This is a genomic window from Ottowia sp., assembly GCF_047601385.1.
Taxonomy (GTDB): Bacteria; Pseudomonadota; Gammaproteobacteria; order Burkholderiales; family Burkholderiaceae_C; genus Ottowia.
Genome location: NZ_JASGJP010000001.1, coordinates 639,673 through 655,954, shown reverse-complemented (window position 1 = coordinate 655,954; position 16,282 = coordinate 639,673). Strand labels below are relative to the sequence as shown.

Annotated in this window: 16 protein-coding genes; 15 read left to right on the top strand and 1 reads right to left on the bottom strand. The window is 70.2% G+C overall.

Annotated features, from left to right (window positions below; all coding sequences use genetic code 11):
* Positions 1–4 precede the first annotated feature (4 nt).
* The 15 genes from QM772_RS03210 (at position 5) to QM772_RS03140 (ending at position 15,261) form a co-directional block, all read left to right on the top strand.
* On the top strand, positions 5–865 hold the full coding sequence (locus QM772_RS03210; protein WP_415139437.1) for an IclR family transcriptional regulator: 861 nt from the start codon (positions 5–7) through the stop codon (positions 863–865).
* A complete protein-coding gene (locus QM772_RS03205) occupies positions 865–1,692 on the top strand; it encodes an SDR family oxidoreductase (RefSeq protein ID WP_415134018.1) in 828 nt (275 codons plus the stop codon). Before QM772_RS03210 ends, QM772_RS03205 begins: the two co-directional genes overlap by 1 nt.
* Positions 1,693–1,731: 39 nt before the next feature.
* Entirely contained in the window at positions 1,732–3,423 is a 1,692-nt protein-coding gene (locus QM772_RS03200; protein ID WP_415134017.1) for a thiamine pyrophosphate-binding protein, read from the top strand.
* A 7-nt stretch (positions 3,424–3,430) separates the two neighbouring features.
* A complete protein-coding gene (locus QM772_RS03195) occupies positions 3,431–4,234 on the top strand; it encodes an aspartate dehydrogenase (RefSeq protein WP_415134016.1) in 804 nt (267 codons plus the stop codon).
* Positions 4,235–4,257: 23 nt separating this feature from the next.
* Positions 4,258–5,742 carry an aldehyde dehydrogenase gene (locus tag QM772_RS03190; RefSeq protein ID WP_415134015.1) on the top strand — a complete coding sequence of 495 codons (1,485 nt, stop codon included), beginning with the start codon at positions 4,258–4,260 and terminating at the stop codon, positions 5,740–5,742.
* A 28-nt stretch (positions 5,743–5,770) separates the two neighbouring features.
* Positions 5,771–7,021, top strand: coding sequence for an MFS transporter (locus QM772_RS03185; RefSeq protein ID WP_415134014.1), 1,251 nt, complete (start codon positions 5,771–5,773; stop codon positions 7,019–7,021).
* Positions 7,022–7,058: 37 nt separating this feature from the next.
* The gene (locus tag QM772_RS03180; protein ID WP_415134013.1) at positions 7,059–8,030 is read left to right on the top strand and encodes a VOC family protein; all 972 of its coding nucleotides are present in this window, start codon (positions 7,059–7,061) and stop codon (positions 8,028–8,030) included.
* A 7-nt stretch (positions 8,031–8,037) separates the two neighbouring features.
* Positions 8,038–9,033, top strand: a complete 996-nt coding sequence (locus tag QM772_RS03175; protein WP_415134012.1) for a Bug family tripartite tricarboxylate transporter substrate binding protein — start codon at positions 8,038–8,040, stop codon at positions 9,031–9,033.
* 67 nt (positions 9,034–9,100) lie between these two features.
* A complete protein-coding gene (locus tag QM772_RS03170; protein WP_415139434.1) occupies positions 9,101–9,361 on the top strand; it encodes a recombinase-like helix-turn-helix domain-containing protein in 261 nt (86 codons plus the stop codon).
* A gap of 41 nt (positions 9,362–9,402) precedes the next feature.
* On the top strand, positions 9,403–10,431 hold the full coding sequence (locus QM772_RS03165) for a Rieske 2Fe-2S domain-containing protein (protein ID WP_415134011.1): 1,029 nt from the start codon (positions 9,403–9,405) through the stop codon (positions 10,429–10,431).
* A 37-nt stretch (positions 10,432–10,468) separates the two neighbouring features.
* A complete protein-coding gene (locus tag QM772_RS03160; RefSeq protein ID WP_415134010.1) occupies positions 10,469–11,440 on the top strand; it encodes a PDR/VanB family oxidoreductase in 972 nt (323 codons plus the stop codon).
* 205 nt (positions 11,441–11,645) lie between these two features.
* Complete coding sequence (locus QM772_RS03155; protein WP_415134009.1) at positions 11,646–12,920, top strand: MFS transporter; 1,275 nt, start codon at positions 11,646–11,648, stop codon at positions 12,918–12,920.
* Positions 12,921–12,946: 26 nt separating this feature from the next.
* Positions 12,947–13,930: a Bug family tripartite tricarboxylate transporter substrate binding protein gene (locus tag QM772_RS03150; protein ID WP_415134008.1), complete on the top strand. Its 984-nt coding sequence runs from the start codon at positions 12,947–12,949 to the stop codon at positions 13,928–13,930.
* A gap of 61 nt (positions 13,931–13,991) precedes the next feature.
* Complete coding sequence (locus QM772_RS03145; RefSeq protein WP_415134007.1) at positions 13,992–14,876, top strand: alpha/beta hydrolase; 885 nt, start codon at positions 13,992–13,994, stop codon at positions 14,874–14,876.
* 16 nt (positions 14,877–14,892) lie between these two features.
* Entirely contained in the window at positions 14,893–15,261 is a 369-nt protein-coding gene (locus QM772_RS03140; RefSeq protein WP_415134006.1) for a RidA family protein, read from the top strand.
* Positions 15,262–15,345: 84 nt separating this feature from the next.
* On the opposite strand, the gene QM772_RS03135 is transcribed toward QM772_RS03140, so the two are convergent.
* Positions 15,346–16,278: an MBL fold metallo-hydrolase gene (locus QM772_RS03135; protein WP_415134005.1), complete on the bottom strand. Its 933-nt coding sequence runs from the start codon at positions 16,276–16,278 to the stop codon at positions 15,346–15,348.
* Positions 16,279–16,282 lie beyond the last annotated feature (4 nt).

Sequence of the window (16,282 nt, the reverse complement as noted above, 5' to 3'; positions counted from 1 at the left end):
AGCCATGAGCGAAGAAACCCTTCCCGAAGCGAGCGAACCGGTGGACGATGGCGCGGACCGCTACAACGTGCCCGCGCTGGAGCGCGGCCTGCGCGTGCTGTGCGAGTTCAGCCGCGAGAACCGCACGCTCAGCGCGCCCGAGCTGGCGCGCCGTTTCAAGCTGCCGCGCTCGACGGTGTTCCGCCTGCTCAGCACGCTGGAGAGCATGGGTTTCATCGAGCGCGCCGAAGGCGGGCGCGAGTACGGCCTGGGCCTGGCCGTGCTGCGCCTGGGCTTCGAGTACCTCGCGTCACTGCCGCTCAACGAGCTGGGCCTGCCGCTGCTGGAGCGGCTGAGCGAGCAGACGCAGCAGCCGTGCAACCTGGTGGTGCGCGATGGCCGCTCGATCGTCTACGTGGCGCGCGTGTCGCCGCCGTCGCCTTTCGTCAGCGCGGTCAACGTCGGCACGCGGCTGCCGGCGCACGCGACGGTCCTCGGCCACGTGCTGCTGGGCGACCTGAGCCTGCCCGAACTGCGGCGGCTGTACCCGGAGGAGCGCCTGGAAGCTTTCTCGTCGAGCACGCCGCGCACGGCGGTCGAGCTGTTCGACGTGGTGCAGGCCCAGCGCCAGCGCGGCCACGTGCTGAGCCAGGGCTACTTCGAGCCCAACATCTCCACCATCGCCGCGCCGGTGCGCGACGACACGGGTCGCGTGGTGGCGGCCCTGGGCATGACCATGAACACCGGCCGCATCCAGGACGACCAGATCGGCACGCTGGTCTCGCAGGTGCGCGAAACGGCCGACGAGCTGTCGGCGCTGCTGAACTACGCGCCCGCGGCCAGCGGCCGCAACGTGGTGCCGCTGCGCGGCGGTTGGAGCACATGATGGCGGCTTCTCTTTTTCTTGCGCCCGACGCCCTGGCCGGCCGCACGGCCGTGGTGACCGGCGGTTCCTCAGGCATCGGCCTGGCCACGGTCGAGGTGCTGCTGTCGGCCGGCGCCGCCGTGGCCCTGTGCGGGCGCAATGCCGAGCGCCTGGACGGCGCGGTGGCGCAGCTGCGTGCGCGGTTCCCGCAGGCCAAGCTGTTCGCCCACCCCTGCGACGTGCTGGATGCCGAGTCCGTCAAGGCCTTCGCCGCCGCCAGCCAGGCCGCGCTGGGGCCGGCCGCCATGCTGGTCAACAACGCAGGGCAGGGGCGCGTGTCCACCTTCGCGAACACCGACGATCAGGCCTGGATGGACGAGCTCAGGCTCAAGTTCTTCTCCATCATCCATCCCACGCGCGCCTTCCTGCCGCAGCTCGCGGCCGAGCGCCTGCGCCTGGGGGATGCGGCCATCGCTTGCGCCAATTCGCTGCTGGCGCGCCAGCCCGAGCCGCACATGGTCGCCACCTCGGCGGCGCGCGCCGGCATCCTGAACCTGGTGCGCTCGCTGGCCACGGAGTTCGCGCCGCAGGGCGTGCGCGTCAACGGCATCCTGATCGGCCTGGTCGAGTCGGGCCAGTGGCGCCGCCGCTTCGAGGCGCGCGAGGACAAGTCCCAGGACTGGACTGCCTGGAGCGCCGAGCTGGCCGTGCAGAAACACATCCCGCTGGGCCGGCTCGGCCTTCCCGTCGAAGCCGCGCGCGCGCTCACTTTCCTCGTCTCGCCGTTCGCCTCCTACACGAGCGGCAGCCACATCGACGTCTCCGGCGGCCACTCGCGCGGCATTTGACGGCCGCCCCCCAAAAAACCAGCAACCCTCAGGAACCCCATGACCTCCAAACAGCAAGTGACCGTCGGCGCCGTCGTGGCCGCCTTCCTCGAGCAGTGCGGCGTGAAGGCCGCCTTTGGCGTGATCTCGATCCACAACATGCCGATCCTGGATGCCTTCGCGCAGCGCGGCAAGACGCGCTTCGTGATGGCGCGCGGCGAGGCCGGCGCCGGCAACATGGCCGACGCCTATGCCCGCTCCACCTCCAGCCTGGGCGTGTGCATCACCAGCACCGGCCCGGCCGCCGGCAACATCGCCGGCAGCCTGGTGGAGGCCTATACCGCCGGCACGCCGCTGCTGCACATCACGGGCCAGATCGAGACCCAGTACCTGGACCAGAAGCTTTCGTACATCCACGAGGCGCCGGACCAGCTCACGATGCTGGGCGCCGTTTCCAAGGCCGCCTTCCGCGTGCGCAGCGCCGAGACCTGCCTGTCCACGCTCAAGGCCGCCGTGCAGGCCGCGCTGACCGCGCCCACCGGCCCGGTGAGCGTGGAGATTCCCATCGACATCCAGCAATCGGTGATCGACATGCCGGCCGACCTCTCGCCGCTGCCCATCGCCGTGGCGGCGCCGAGCGAGGCCGCGCTGGACGCGCTGGCCGAACAACTGGCGAAGGCCAAACGCCCGCTGCTGTGGCTGGGCGGCGGTGCGCGCCATGCCGGTGCGCAGGTGCGGCGCCTGAAGGCTCTGGGCTTCGGCATCGTCACCACCGTGCAGGGGCGCGGCATCGTGGCCGAGGATGACCCGGCCTCGCTGGGGGCCTACAACATCCACAAGCCTGTCGAAGCCTTTTACGAGCGCTGCGATGCCATGCTGGCCGTGGGCACGCGCCTGCGCAGCAACGAGACGCTGAAGTACGAGCTGAAGCTGCCGCGCCCGCTTTACCGCGTGGACGTGGACGCCGCGCAATCCGGCCGCTGCTATGCCGACGATGGCTTCGTCTGCGGCGATTCGGCCCTGGTGCTGGCCGGCCTGGCCGATCGCCTGGAAAAGCGTGGCTACCAGGCCGACCCTGAACTGCTGACTGACCTGCGCAAGACCCACGACGAGGTGGTCGCCACCCTGCGCGACGGCCTGGGCCCGTACGGTGCGCTGGTGCAGCAGTTGCAGCAGGCGGCCGGCCGCAACTTCAACTGGGTGCGCGACGTCACCGTGTCGAACAGTACCTGGGGCAACCGCGAGCTGCGCTTCTTCGAGGCCAACGCGGGCGTGCACGCCACGGGCGGCGGCATCGGCATGGGCATGCCGATGGCCATCGGCGCGGCGGTGGGCGCGGCGGAGAGCGGCTCGGGCCGCAAGACGCTGGGCCTGGCGGGCGACGGCGGCTTCATCCTGAACCTGGGCGAACTCGCCACGCTGGTGCAGGAGGACTGCGACGCCCTGATCGTGCTGATGAACGACCAGCGCTATGGCGTGATCCAGAACATCCAGGACGCCTCCTACGGCGGCCGCCGCTGCTACGTGGAACTGCACACGCCGGACTATGCGCAGCTCTGCGCCTCGATCAAGCTGCCGCACGCCCGCGTGCAGAGCCTGGACGCGCTGCCCGGCGTGCTGGGCGCGGCGATGGCGAAGAAAGGCCCCTTCCTGCTGGAGATCGACATGCGCGCCATCGGCAGCTTCAAGACGGCGTTCTCCGGCCCGCCGGTCAACAAGCTGGACCAGGTGCCGGCCACGCCGGCCGCGTGAGGACGCCATGACTGTGCGATTCGCTCTGATCGGCTGCGGCGCCATCGGCACCGCGCTGCTGGAACTGGTGAAGGACGATGCGGGCCTTCAGGCCGGCGCCATCGTCGTGCCGGCCGAGGGCGCGGCCGCCGCGCAGGCCGTGGCGCAGCGCCTGGCGCCCGGCGCGCAAGTGACGCGGGCCGTGCCCGCCGAGGGCATCGACCTGGTGATCGAGGCCGCCGGCCACGCGGCCATCGAGCAGCACGTGCTGCCCGCCCTGCGGCGCGGCGTGCCGGCCATCGTGGCTTCGGTCGGTGCGCTGTCGGCGCCGGGCTTGCCAGAGCAGTTGGAAGCCTCCGCCCGCGAAGGCGGGACGCAAGCGCAACTGATCGCCGGCGCCATCGGCGCCATCGACGCACTGGCCGCCGCGCGCATCGGCGGGCTGGAGACGGTGCGCTACACCGGCCGCAAGCCGCCCCATGCCTGGACCGGCACGCCCGCCGAGGAAGGCCGCGACCTGGCCGCGCTGACGGCCGAGACGGTGATCTTCGAAGGCAGCGCGCGCGAGGCCGCGCGCCTCTACCCCAAGAACGCCAACGTGGCGGCCACCGTCTCGCTGGCCGGCCTGGGGCTGGACCGCACCACGGTGCGCCTGATCGCCGATCCCGGCGTGAGCGAGAACGTGCACCAGGTCGAGGCGTCCGGCGCCTTCGGCCGCTTCGAGCTGACCATGCGCAACCAGGCGCTGGCCGCCAATCCCAAGACTTCGGCGCTGACGGTCTACAGCGCGGCACGGGCCTTGCGTGGCCGTGTCGCGCCGCTTGTCATCTGATCCCACGAACGAGAGAACCCACGATGTCCCAGCTTGAACTGCTTCCCATCAACGTGGCCGGCGAATGGCGCCTGGGCGGCGGCGACGTGTACGAAAGCCTGTACCCCGCCACCGGCGAGCCGATCGCGCGCGTGAAGGCCGCCAGCCCGGCCGACGTGGAGGAGGCCATCGCGCGCGCCGACCACGCCTTCCGCACCAGCGGCTGGGCGCAGATGCTGCCGCATGTGCGCGCGGCCGTGCTGCACCGCGTGGCCGCCCTCATCCGCGAACGCGGCGAGGAACTGGCGCAGAAACAGCGCCTGGACAACGGCAAGCCGATCAACGAGACGCGCGCGCTGGTCGCCAGCGCGGCCGCCACTTTCCAGTTCTTCGCCGCCGCGCTGGAGACGCTGGAAGACGCCATCACGCCCTCGCGCGGCGCCTACGTGACGATGAGCGTGCACGAGCCGATGGGCGTCGTCGCCGCGATCACGCCGTGGAACTCGCCCATCGCCAGCGAGGCGCAGAAGCTGGCGCCCGCCTTGGCAGCGGGCAACGCCGTGGTGGTCAAGCCCGCCGAGGTGACGCCGCTGATGGCGCTGGAACTGGCGAAGATCTGCGAAGAGGCCGGTGTGCCCAAGGGCATCGTCAGCGTGCTGCCGGGCAAGGGCTCGGTGATCGGCGACGCCATCACCAAGCACCCGCTGGTCAAGCGCGTCTCCTTCACCGGCGGCACCACCACCGGCAAGCACATCGCCCACATCGCGGCCGACAAGATGATGCCGGTCTCGCTGGAGCTGGGCGGCAAATCGCCCACCATGGTGCTGGAAGACGCCGACCTCGACCACGCCGTCAACGGCGTGCTCTACGGCATCTTCAGCAGCTCGGGCGAGTCGTGCATCGCCGGCTCGCGCCTGTTCGTGGCGCGCGGCATCTACGACGAGTTCGTCACGCGCGTGGCCGAGGCGGCCAAGAACCTGCGCGTGGGCGACCCCGCCAGCGAGCGCACGCAGATGGGCCCGCTGATCACCGCCAAGCACCGCGAGGGCATCGAGCGCTACGTGCAGCTTGGCGTGGACGAGGGCGGCCGCATCCGCACCGGCGGCGTGCGTCCGCAAGGCGCCGGGTTCGACAAGGGCTACTTCTACACGCCCACCATCCTGGAAGGGCTGACGAACAGCGCCCGCATCACGCAGGAAGAAATCTTCGGCCCGGTGCTGGTGGCGATGCCCTTCGACACAGAGGAAGAGCTGATCGCACAGGCCAACGACAGCGTCTATGCGCTGGCCGCTGGCGTGTGGAGCCGCGACTTCAAGCGCGCCTGGAAGCTCGGCCGCGCGGTGCAGGCCGGCACCGTATGGGTCAACACCTACAAGCAGTTCTCCGTCTCCACGCCCTTCGGCGGCTGGCGCGACTCGGGCCTGGGCCGCGAGAAGGGGCGCGAGGGCATCTTCCAGTACATGGAGCAGAAAAGCATGTACTGGGGCACGAACGAGCAGCCCATTCCCTGGGCCAACCCGGTAGCGTGACGGGGCATTGGATGAAAGGTTCGCAATCATGAAACAGGGTCTCGGCCGCTGGTGGGGCGTCGTTACGCTGATGATGGCCGTGGTCATCGCCTACGTCGATCGGGTCACCGTTTCGGTGCTGATCGTGGATGCCGACTTCCTGAAGGCCTTCGGCATCGAAGGCGACCGGGCTGGACAGGGTGCGCTCATGACGACCTTCCTGTTCGGCTACGGCATAGCGGCCCTGGTGCTCACGCCGGTGTACGAGCGTTTCCTGGGCTATCGCCGCGGGCTGCTGCTGAGCGTGGGCGCCTGGGCGGCGCTGACTGCCCTGTCCCCGCTCATGGGCTCGCTGTTCGCACTGCTGGTGGTGCGGGCGCTGCTGGGTGCCAGCGAGGGGCCGCTGTTTTCGCTCAAGACCATGTACGTCAGCGATTGGTTCTCGCCCCAGGAGCGCGGCAAGCCCAACGCGGTGAGTTCCATGGGAGTTTCGCTCGGGCTGGCGGTAGGGTTCCCGCTGGTCAGTTGGCTGCTGCAGCACCATGGCTGGCATGCGTCCTTCCATGTGCTGGCGGCGCTCAATCTGCTGTTCGGCCTGCCGCTGATCCATTTCTTCGTGCACCAGCATCCGTCCCGGCCAGGTGCGTCCGGGGTGAAGGCCACCCCGCGGAGTTTGGCGCAGACGGTTCGCGGCGCTCTGCGCATGCCGCACCTGGGCGCCATGCTGCTGGTGGAGATTTTCACGCTGGCGTACCTATGGGGTAGCACCTCCTGGCTGCCGGCCTACCTGGTGAGCGACAAGGGCCTGTCGATCCGGCAGATGGGATGGATGTCTTCGCTACCCTTCATCGTGGGCATCGCGGCCAACCTGTTGGGCGGCGTGTTCGTCGACATGCTGCCGGCCCGGCGCGTGCCGCTGATCTTCACGGTCTTCGGCCTGCTGTGCGCCGCATCGGTCGCCTGCCTGATCCAGACCACCACCACCATGGAAACGCTGGCGTTCTTGCTGGCTGCCAGCGCGTTCTGGAGCCTGCAGGGCGCAGCCATCCCATCCATCGTGCAGCAATTGTCGCCAGCGCAAAGCGTGGGCAGCGCCTATGGGATCATCAATGGCGTGGGAAACATGGCCGCCGCGTTCATGCCCCTGGCCATGGGCAGCATGATGAAGCAGCACGTGGCCGGTGGGTTCTCCCTGCTCGTGATTTCGCAGATCGGCGCTGCCCTGGGCGGCCTCTGGATCACGTGGCGCTGGCACGCCTCGCGCGGCGCCGGGGCAGCATCTCCCTTGTCCGCCGCATGAGCCGGACAGCACCTACATTTTTCGACCGGAGTCCGACATGAGCGTTCTCGGCATCGACCAGATCACCTACGGCACCGACGACCTGCTGCTCGCGCGCCGCTTTTTCCAGGACTGGGGCCTGTCCCTGGTCAGCGAAAGCGCCGACGAACTCGTCTTCGAGTGCCTCAACGGCTGCCGCGTGATCGTGGCCGCGATGGACAAGGCCGGCCTGCCGCCGGCCATTGAGGAAGGCCCGACGCTGCGCGAGGTGGTCTGGGCCGTGGAAAGCGAGGCAGACCTGGACCGCTACGCCGACGCCATCCGCAACGATCCCGGTTTCATGGACGTGGCGGTGGATGGCGCGCGCCGCATCGGCTGCGCCGATCCCAATGGCCTGGCTGTGCGCCTGCAAGTCACGCGCAAGCACGCCGTGCCCGAAGTCCGCAGCGCACAGATGAATACCTGGACCGACCGGCCCCGAGTGAATGCCCCCGCGCCTGTCTACGAGCGTGCCACGCCCATCGAGGTGGGCCACGTCGTCTTCTTCGTGGCTGACGTGAAGGCGGTGGAAGCCTTCTATGCCAGCCGCCTGGGCTTCGTCTCGTCCGACCGCTATCCGAATCGCGGCGCCTTCATGCGCTGCGCGCCCAAGGGTGGCCACCACGACCTGTTCCTGCTGCAACTGCCCACGGGCAAGCGCGGCGTCAACCACGTGGCCTTCACCGTGCGCGACATCCACGAGGTCTTCGGCGGCGGCCTGCATTTCTCGCGCTGCGGCTGGGAAACCCAGCTCGGCCCGGGCCGGCACCCCGTGTCCTCGGCCTACTTCTGGTACTTCAAGAACCCGTCCGGCGGGCTGATCGAGTACTACGCCGACGAGGACGAACTGACCGCCGACTGGCAGCCGCGCGACTTCGAGCCCGGCCCCACGGTGTTCGCCGAATGGGCCGTCGACGGCGGCCTGGACGGCCACACCCGCCGCCAGAAGGGCGCCGAGGCAGGCGGCAAGTTCCTGACCGAGAAGAGGTGATCCCATCATGCCGCGCAAGACTTTCGTCGCTGTCGCATTCGCCGCGCTGGCCCTGCCCGCGCTGTCTCAGGGCAATCCCCAGGCCAACCCCGAGGCGACGAAGCTGCTGAGCAGCGACAAGTTCACGGTCGTCTCGCCGTTTCCGCCGGGCGGGCCGGTGGACACGCTGGCGCGCGTGATGGCCGAGGGACTGTCCAAGCGCTACGGCCAGCCGGCCGTGGTGGACAACGCGCCCGGCGCGGCCGGCAACATCGGCATGGACAAGGTCAAGCGCGCCAGGCCCGACGGCCACACGCTGCTGCTGATCCCTGCCGGCAACCTCACGATCAACCCCACGCTGATGCCGAACTTCCCCTTCGACATCCAGAAGGACTTCGTGGCCGTCACCATGCTGACCAAGGCGCCCAACGTGCTGGTGACTTCGCCGGCCAGCGGCATCAAGAGCGCCAAGGATCTGGTCGCGCAGGCCAAGGCCAAGCCAGGCACGCTGTCATATGCCTCGCCGGGCATCGGCAGCGGCCTGCACCTGGCCGGCGAGCTGTTCAAGCAGCACACGGGCGCCGACCTGCTGCACGTGGCCTACAAGGGCACGCCGCCGGCACTCAACGATGTATTGGGCGGCGTGGTGCCGCTGATGTTCACCAACCTGCCGGCCGCGCTGCCGCACTTGCAGAGCGGCAAGCTGGTGGCGCTGGGTGTCACCGAGGCGCAGCGCACCCCGGTGGCGCCCGACATCCCGACGCTGTCGGAGCAGGGCATCCAGGGCGTGAACGTCACCTCCTGGTACGGCATGCTGGCGCCGGCCGGCACCCCGGCCGCGGTGGTGGCGCAACTCGCGCGCGACGCGGCCGACTTTCTCGCGCAGCCCGACGTTCAGGCGCGCCTGAAGGCGCAGGGCATGGCGCAGAACACCATGTCGCCCGCCGCCTTCGACAAATACATCCAGGACGAGACGGCCGTGTGGGCCGGCGTCATCAAGAGCCGCCGAATCAAGGCCGAGTGAACCGCGGCCCGACCCTTTTCATTCCCGATCACCAAGGAGACCTGCCATGTCCGAACGCATGATCCAGATGCTGCAAATCGTCGAAGACCTGCATCCCGAGCCCAGCCAGGCGCACGACCGCTATCTCCAGCCGAAGCAGGCGCAGCGGCGCAGGCCCACGCTGTACGAGGACCTGCTGGGCGACGCCATCGAGCGCACCTTCGCGGCGGGTGTGCACGACCTCGCCGGCCTGGTGGAAAGCCTGAACCGCCAGGGTACGACCACGCCTTCGGGCGAACCCTGGACCGAAGCCAACTACGGCCCCGTGATGGCCGAGATGAGTCGCTGACACCCGTTCCGCGCCCGCAGTCAAGACAGGAGAGACTCACGATGACCACCCTAAAGCAAGACGCCGTCGACCAATGGCTGGAGACCGGCCTGAGAGACCTCTGGTACCCGGCATGCCCGTCCAGCTTCGTCAAGGAAAAGCCGATCGCCATCGACCGCCTTGGCACCCGGATCGTGCTGTGGCGCGACCATGACGGCACGGTGCACGCCCTCGAAGACCGCTGCCCGCACCGCGGCGCGCCGCTGTCGCAGGGCGTGATCCTGGGCGACCGCTTGTCCTGCCCCTACCACGGCGTGGAAGTGCGCTGTGACGGCACCGTCACGCGCGTGCCGGGCAGCCCGGGCTGCAAGCTCGAAGGCCAGCGGGCCACGCGCGCCTTCCATGTGCGCGAGCAGGCCGGCGTCATCTTCCTCTACAACGCCAGCGCCCCGGTCGACGAGCCGCCGCCGCTCAGGCTGCCCGCCGAACTGTCGGACGATGCCGCCTACTCGTCGTTCCTGTGCTACATCGAGTGGAAGTGCGACTACCGCTACGCGCTGGACAACGTCATGGACCCCATGCACGGCACCTTCCTGCACAAGCAGTCGCACTCCATGGCCGAGGGCGACAGCACGGCCAAGTTCGCCGTGCGCCCCACCGACGACGGCTTCGTGTTCGAGAAGGAAGGCCAGCGCAACGTCAACTTCGACTGGACCGAGTTCGCCGACACCGGCATCCAGTGGATGAGGCTGGAAATCCCCTACCCCAAGACGGGAGGGCCCGGCGGCAACTTCATCATCGTCGGCATGTGCACGCCGATCTCGCCCCGCCTGACGGCGGTGTTCTTCTGGCGCGTGCGCAGGCTGGCGCCGGGCTGGCAGCGCGACACCTGGCGCTTCCTCTACCGCAACCGCCTGGAGGCGCGCCACTGGCACGTGCTGGAGCAGGACCGCGTGATGCTCGAACAGATGCCGGCCGACGCCATCCAGCACGAGAACCTGTACCAGCACGACCTGGGCATCGTGCGCCTGCGCCGCCACCTGCGCGGCCTGGCGCAGGCCCAGATGGACGCCGCGAAGGCGCCCGCCTGAAGCTGACGCCCCATCCACGCTCCCCGGAGAGAAGCCCATGACCGCGCCTACGCTCAAAGCCCTCGTTCACACCATGCGCTACGAGGCGGACGGCATCGTCAGCGTCGAGTTCCGCCCGGGGGCGCCGGGCGTGGAGTTCCCGCCCTTCGCGGCCGGCTCACACATCGACCTGCACCTGGGCAACGGGCTGGTGCGCAGCTACTCGCTGTGCAATCCGTCCAGCGACACGGGCCGCTACGTGGTCGGCGTGCTCAACGACAAGAAGAGCCGCGGCGGATCGCGCTACGTGCACCAGCAGCTGCGGGTGGGGCAGGTGATCGACATCTCGGCGCCGCGCAACAACTTCGAGCTGCACGAGGGCGCGCCCAAGAGCGTGCTGGTCTCCGGCGGCATCGGCGTCACCCCCATCTTCTGCATGCTCCAGCGCCTGGCCGCGCTGGGCCGGCCGGTGGAGGTGGTCTATTGCGCGCGCACCCGCAAGGAAGCCGCCTTCATCGAGCGCATCGAGGCGCTGGCCGGCAAGACGGCCGGGGTTACCTGGCACTTCGACGACGAGCAGGGCGCGCCGCCCGATCTGCCCAAGCTGCTGGCCGGGCGCGGCGCCGACAGCCACTACTACTGCTGCGGCCCCACGCCGATGCTCGACGCCTTCGAGAAGACCTGCGAGCAACTGGGCTACACCAACGCGCACATCGAGCGCTTCGCGGCGGTGGCGGCGCCCCCGGCGGGAGACCAGCATGGCTTCGAGGTGGTGTGCGAGAAGTCCGGCAAGACGGTGGACGTGCCCGCCGGCAAGTCGATCCTCGACGCCCTGATCGACGCCGGCCTGAGCCCCGACCACAGCTGCAAGGAAGGCGTGTGCGGCGCCTGCGAGACGCCGGTGCTGGACTTCGACGGCGAGCTGGAGCACCACGACGGCATCCTGACCAAGCTCGAACGCCAGTCGGGCAAGACCATGATGATCTGCGTCTCGCGCTGCACCGGCAAGAAGCTGGTGCTCGACGTCTGAGGCACCGCTCGACAAGCCATTCACGGCACAGGAGATCGCGATGCGGAACTACACGATGGCGGCGGCACGCATTCGCCGGCGGCGCCCAGGGCATGACCTTGCCGGCCAACACCCCGAGCCGTGGCGCCTCCGGGGCCGAGGTGGGCCCGCGGCATTTCTGCCGACCGGCGCCGCGTTCATCCACTGACCCAGGCAGGCCATCGCAATGCAAAGCAGAACCCTCCGCTGGTATGGCGTGATCACGCTGTTCCTGATCGTCGCCATCTCGTACATCGACCGCATCAACATCGCGGTGCTGATCACCGATCCGGCCTTCCTGGACCACATGGGCATCGGCCGTGGCGACCGCGTCAGCCAGGGCCTGCTGACCACGGCCTTCCTGGTCGGCTACGGCGTGTCGGCCATCGTGCTGACGCCCTTCTGCTCCACCCTGCTGGGCGTGCGCCGCAGCCTGCTGGCGGGGTTGGTGCTGTGGGGCGTGGTGACCTTCTTCTCGCCGCACTTCCACAGCTTCGAGCTGCTGGTGGCCTCGCGCGTGCTGCTGGGCGTGGCCGAGGGGCCGCTGTTCTCGCTCGCCGGCCACTACATCAAGGCCTACTTCGCCACCCGCGAGAACGGCAAGCCCAATGCCTTCGTCAACATGGGCACGGGGCTGGGGCTGGCCATCGGCTACCCCTTCATCGGCTACCTGGTGGCGGGGCACGACTGGCAGACCTCCTTCCACGTGCTGGGCATCATCAACATCGTGGTGGGCATTCCGCTGGTGCTGGCCTTCGTCGCCATGCCCAGGACTGCGCCCGCGCAGGGCGCGGACAGGGCCGCCGCGCCCGTGCCGCCGCTCGTCCAGGTGGGCCGCATCGTGGCCGGCGCGCTCAAGACGCGCTACCTGGTGCTGCTCACGGTGATGACGGCGGCCTTCCTGTCCTACCTGTGGGGCGCCAGCAGCTGGCTGCCGGCCTACCTGAAGGAGGCGCGCGGCTTCTCCATGCGCGAGATGGGCTGGCTGGCCTCGCTGCCGCAGTACGCCACGGTGCTGGGCGTGTTCCTGGGCGGCGCGATCATCGACCGCATCCCGCGCCGCCAGGTGCCGCTGATGTTCGTGGTGTGCAGCATCGGCGTGGCGCTGGCGGTGCTGGCGGCCATCGAGTTCACCAACCCCTACGGCGCCGCCTACAGCCTGGTGGCGGCCAGCCTGTGCTGGGGCCTGATGAGCCCGGCCTACCCCAGCACGGTGCAGTACTGCGCGCAGCCCGAGCACGTGGCCAGCGCCTACGGCGTGGTCAACGGCGTGGGCAGCCTGGTGGCGGGCTTCATGCCGGCCATCATGGGCGCGGTGATCACCGCCGTGAGCGGCGGCGCCGGCAGCAGCACCGGCGCCGGCTTCTTCGCCGGCTTCGCGGCACTCATCGGCACCCAGGTGGTGGTGCTGCTGTGCGGCCTGCTGCTCTGGGTGCGCGAGCGGAACGCGCCCGGGCTCTGAACATCATTGCAACCCCTGGAGTAATCATGATGAATCGACGTCAACTGGTCATTGCCGGCCCTGCGGGCCTGCTGCTCGCTTCCACCCGCACCGCGTTCGCGCAGGCCCACTATCCCAGCCGCCCGGTCAACATCGTGGTGTCGTTCCCGCCGGGCGGCGACACCGATGCGCTGGCGCGCGTCTTCGCCGAAAAGCTGTCCACCCGCCTCGGCCAGCCGGTGGTGGTGGACAACAAGACCGGCGCCAGCGGCACCATCGGCAACGCCTTCGTCGCCAAGGCCGCGCCCGACGGCCACACGCTGCTGTTCACGCCCAACACCATGGCCACCGCGCCCCTGGTGCTCAAGCCCGGCACCGGCGCCGTCTACGACCCGGTCAAGGATTTCACGCCGGTCTTCCTGGCCGGCACGCAGTCGCTCTTCCTGGTGGTCAACGCCGCCACGGGCATCCGCAGCATGAAGGACTTCCTGGCCGCGGTGCAGGCCGGCAAGGTGGCCAACTACGCCACGCCGGGCACGGGCTCGCCCATGCACATCCTGGGCGAGATGTTCAACGGCGCGGCCGGCGTCAAGCTGGCGCAGGTGCCGTACCGCGGCAGCGGCCCGGCGATCGTCGACCTGGTGGCCGGCCACATCACGGCCATGTACACCACGCTGGGGCCGGTGGCGCAATACCTGGCCAAGGGCCAGCTGGTCAACATCGCCGTGGCCGACCCGCAGCGCTCGCCGCTGCAGCCTGCGGTGCCGACCCTGGCCGAGGTGGGCGTGAAAGGGGTCGAGGTCGGTGCCTGGCAGGGCTTCATGGGGCCGCGCGGCATGCCGGACGCGGTGGTCAAGCTGCTCAACGGCCATCTGAACGAGATCATCCGCATGCCCGACGTGGCGGAGCGCATGAAGGCGCTGGCGCTGATACCGGCCGGCGGCGAGCCGGCGGCCCTCAGCCGCCTGGTGGCCGACCACAACAGCCGCTTCGGCAAGGTCATCAAGGAAGCGGGGATCGTCGTCGAATGAGCGCCGCCCGGCCGCCCCGAAGGCGCTCGCACCCGCGGCCCGAAGGGCGGAGGGTAGTCCGGTGAGCCTGCTGGCGCCCGAGGACGACCCGGACGGCCAGCCGCCGCTGCCGTTCGCCGCGGCGGCGGACTACGCGCGCGCCGTCATGGCGCTGGCGCGCGAGCCGCTGCCCGCCTCGGTGCAGGTGGCGGCCGACCAGGCCTACGGGCCGCACCGCCTCCAGCGCTTCGACGTGTACGCGCCCGCCGGCGCGCGGGCCGCGCCGGTGCTGGTGTTCTGGCATGGCGGCGGCTGGACCAACGGCTACCGGCAATGGGTGCGCTTCATGGCGCCCGCCGTGACGCGGCTCGGCCTGCTGCTGGTGGCGCCGTCATACCGCCTGGTGCCCGAGCACCCGTTCCCGGCGCCCATCGACGACGCGCTGGACCTGCTGGCCGCGCTGCGCCAGCGCCTGCCGGCCTGGGGCGGCGCGCCCGACCGGCTCTACCTCGGCGGTCATTCGGCCGGCGGCCACCTGGCGGCCATGGCCGCGCTCGGCCGCGACGGCCTGCGCCGGCGCCAGGTGCCCGACGGCGCGGTGCGCGCCTGCCTGCCCATCAGCGGCATCCAGGACCTGCACGCCAGCGCGCCGGCGCCGGGCAGCCTGGAGGCGCGCGTGTACACCCACGTGCTGCGCGGGCAGAGCGCCGCGCAGGACGTGGTGTTCAGCCCGCTGTACTGGACGGCCGGCTGCCGCGTGCCCTTCGACCTCACGGTGGGCGAGCGCGACAGCGAGCGCGTGCGGCGCTCCAACCGCCGCCTGCTGGCCCTGCTGGAGGCCCAGCAGGTGCCGGCGACCTGGCAGGAGCTGGAGGGGCGCGACCACTTCGACACCCACCTGGACCTGCGCGAGCCCGGCCACCCCTGGTACCGGCGCCTGCTGGCGCGGGTCGAGGCCACTGCTTGAAGAAACGGAGCGGACCATGAGAGAAACCATCGACGTCGGGCTGCCGCCGCTGAAGCAGCCGTTTTCCTGGATGGTGCGCGCCGGCGGCGTGCTGTACACGGCGCACGGCCCGGTGCGGGCCGACGGCAGCATCGACACCGGCCCGATCGAGCAGCAGGCGCGGCTGACCTTCGACAACCTGCGGCGCGCCGTGGAGCGCGCGGGCCGGAGCCTGGACGACGTGGCGCAGGTGCTGATCTACATGACCGATGTGGCCGACATGCCGGCCATCGACGCCGTGTACCGCGAGTACTTCCGGCCCCCGTGGCCGAACCGTTCCAGCGCCGGGGTGGCGCTGGTGGTGCCGGGCATGAAGATCGAGGTGGTGGCCTACGTGGCCGCGTGATTTTGAATGAAATCGGGCTCCAGCGCCCGTCCATCAAGCGCTGGAAGCTATCGTTAACATAGCAATCCAGCGGATGGGCGGGCTTCAGTCGCCGTCGTGCACGTGCGTGGCGTCGATGCGCAGCGCGCCCTTGTCGAACAGCGGCGCCAGCACCGCGTCCAGCCAGTCGTCCCACGCCAGGTCGGGGCGGTGCTGGCGGTGCAGCAGGCGCAGCGAGGGGGCGGCGTCCAGCCAGGCGCGGAAGGCGGGGCGCGGCATGCGCTCGGCGTCGAGCAGCTGGTACTTGATGAGCACCTTGGCGGCGTACAGCGCGTGCTGCGCGGGGTGGTCGGCGAAGTAGGCGATGCGCTGGCGGGCGCGCGCCAGCGCGGCGTCGATGCCGCCGCCTTCGCGCGCGAACGGCGCGCCGTGGCCGGGTACGACGACGGCCGGCGCCAGCCGCTCGATCAGCGCCAGCGTGTCCACGAAGGGCTCGAAGCCGCCCGAGCCGTCGATGTGCGGAAAGATCACGCCCACGCCGTGCTCCCACAGCGCGTCGCCAGCCATCAGCACGCCGCTGTCGGGCTGGAACAGCAGCACGGCCAGCGCGTCGTGGCCGGGCGCGGCGTGGACTTCCCAGTCGCGCTGGCCCAGCCGCACGCGCTGCCCGGGCGCCAGCGCGTGCCCGGCGGTGAAGCGCGCGCAGCGCTGCGCGGTGTCGCCGAAGGTGAGCTGGTCCTCGTCCCACGCCTGCACGTGGGGCAGGGTGGGCTCGGGCACCCAGGTCGGCACGCCGGGCCAGGCGGCTTGCAATGCGGCCGTGCCGCCGCAGTGGTCGCTGTGCAGGTGGGTGTGGGCGACGGCGGCCAGCCGGCGGCCTTGCAGCGCGTTGGCCACGAGGCGCGTGGTTTCACCCGCGTGCTTGACGTGGCCGGTGTCGATCAGCGCCGGCTGCTCGCCCAGGCACAGCAGGTTGTTGGACGACAGCCAGCCGCGCACGAACACGCGCAGGTCGGGGGGCAGGGCGGCTTCGTGCATGGCG

What these genes read in the sequence shown, in the direction of transcription:
- QM772_RS03175 (WP_415134012.1), top strand. Translation starts at nt 8,038, where the DNA reads ATGCCGCGCAAGACTTTCGTCGCTGTCGCATTCGCCGCGCTGGCCCTG.
- QM772_RS03210 (WP_415139437.1), top strand. Translation starts at nt 5, where the DNA reads ATGAGCGAAGAAACCCTTCCCGAAGCGAGCGAACCGGTGGACGATGGC.
- QM772_RS03160 (WP_415134010.1), top strand. Translation starts at nt 10,469, where the DNA reads ATGACCGCGCCTACGCTCAAAGCCCTCGTTCACACCATGCGCTACGAG.
- QM772_RS03190 (WP_415134015.1), top strand. Translation starts at nt 4,258, where the DNA reads ATGTCCCAGCTTGAACTGCTTCCCATCAACGTGGCCGGCGAATGGCGC.
- QM772_RS03135 (WP_415134005.1), bottom strand. Translation starts at nt 16,278, where the DNA reads ATGCACGAAGCCGCCCTGCCCCCCGACCTGCGCGTGTTCGTGCGCGGC.
- QM772_RS03155 (WP_415134009.1), top strand. Translation starts at nt 11,646, where the DNA reads ATGCAAAGCAGAACCCTCCGCTGGTATGGCGTGATCACGCTGTTCCTG.
- QM772_RS03180 (WP_415134013.1), top strand. Translation starts at nt 7,059, where the DNA reads ATGAGCGTTCTCGGCATCGACCAGATCACCTACGGCACCGACGACCTG.
- QM772_RS03185 (WP_415134014.1), top strand. Translation starts at nt 5,771, where the DNA reads ATGAAACAGGGTCTCGGCCGCTGGTGGGGCGTCGTTACGCTGATGATG.
- QM772_RS03150 (WP_415134008.1), top strand. Translation starts at nt 12,947, where the DNA reads ATGATGAATCGACGTCAACTGGTCATTGCCGGCCCTGCGGGCCTGCTG.
- QM772_RS03195 (WP_415134016.1), top strand. Translation starts at nt 3,431, where the DNA reads ATGACTGTGCGATTCGCTCTGATCGGCTGCGGCGCCATCGGCACCGCG.
- QM772_RS03205 (WP_415134018.1), top strand. Translation starts at nt 865, where the DNA reads ATGGCGGCTTCTCTTTTTCTTGCGCCCGACGCCCTGGCCGGCCGCACG.
- QM772_RS03140 (WP_415134006.1), top strand. Translation starts at nt 14,893, where the DNA reads ATGAGAGAAACCATCGACGTCGGGCTGCCGCCGCTGAAGCAGCCGTTT.
- QM772_RS03165 (WP_415134011.1), top strand. Translation starts at nt 9,403, where the DNA reads ATGACCACCCTAAAGCAAGACGCCGTCGACCAATGGCTGGAGACCGGC.
- QM772_RS03170 (WP_415139434.1), top strand. Translation starts at nt 9,101, where the DNA reads ATGCTGCAAATCGTCGAAGACCTGCATCCCGAGCCCAGCCAGGCGCAC.
- QM772_RS03200 (WP_415134017.1), top strand. Translation starts at nt 1,732, where the DNA reads ATGACCTCCAAACAGCAAGTGACCGTCGGCGCCGTCGTGGCCGCCTTC.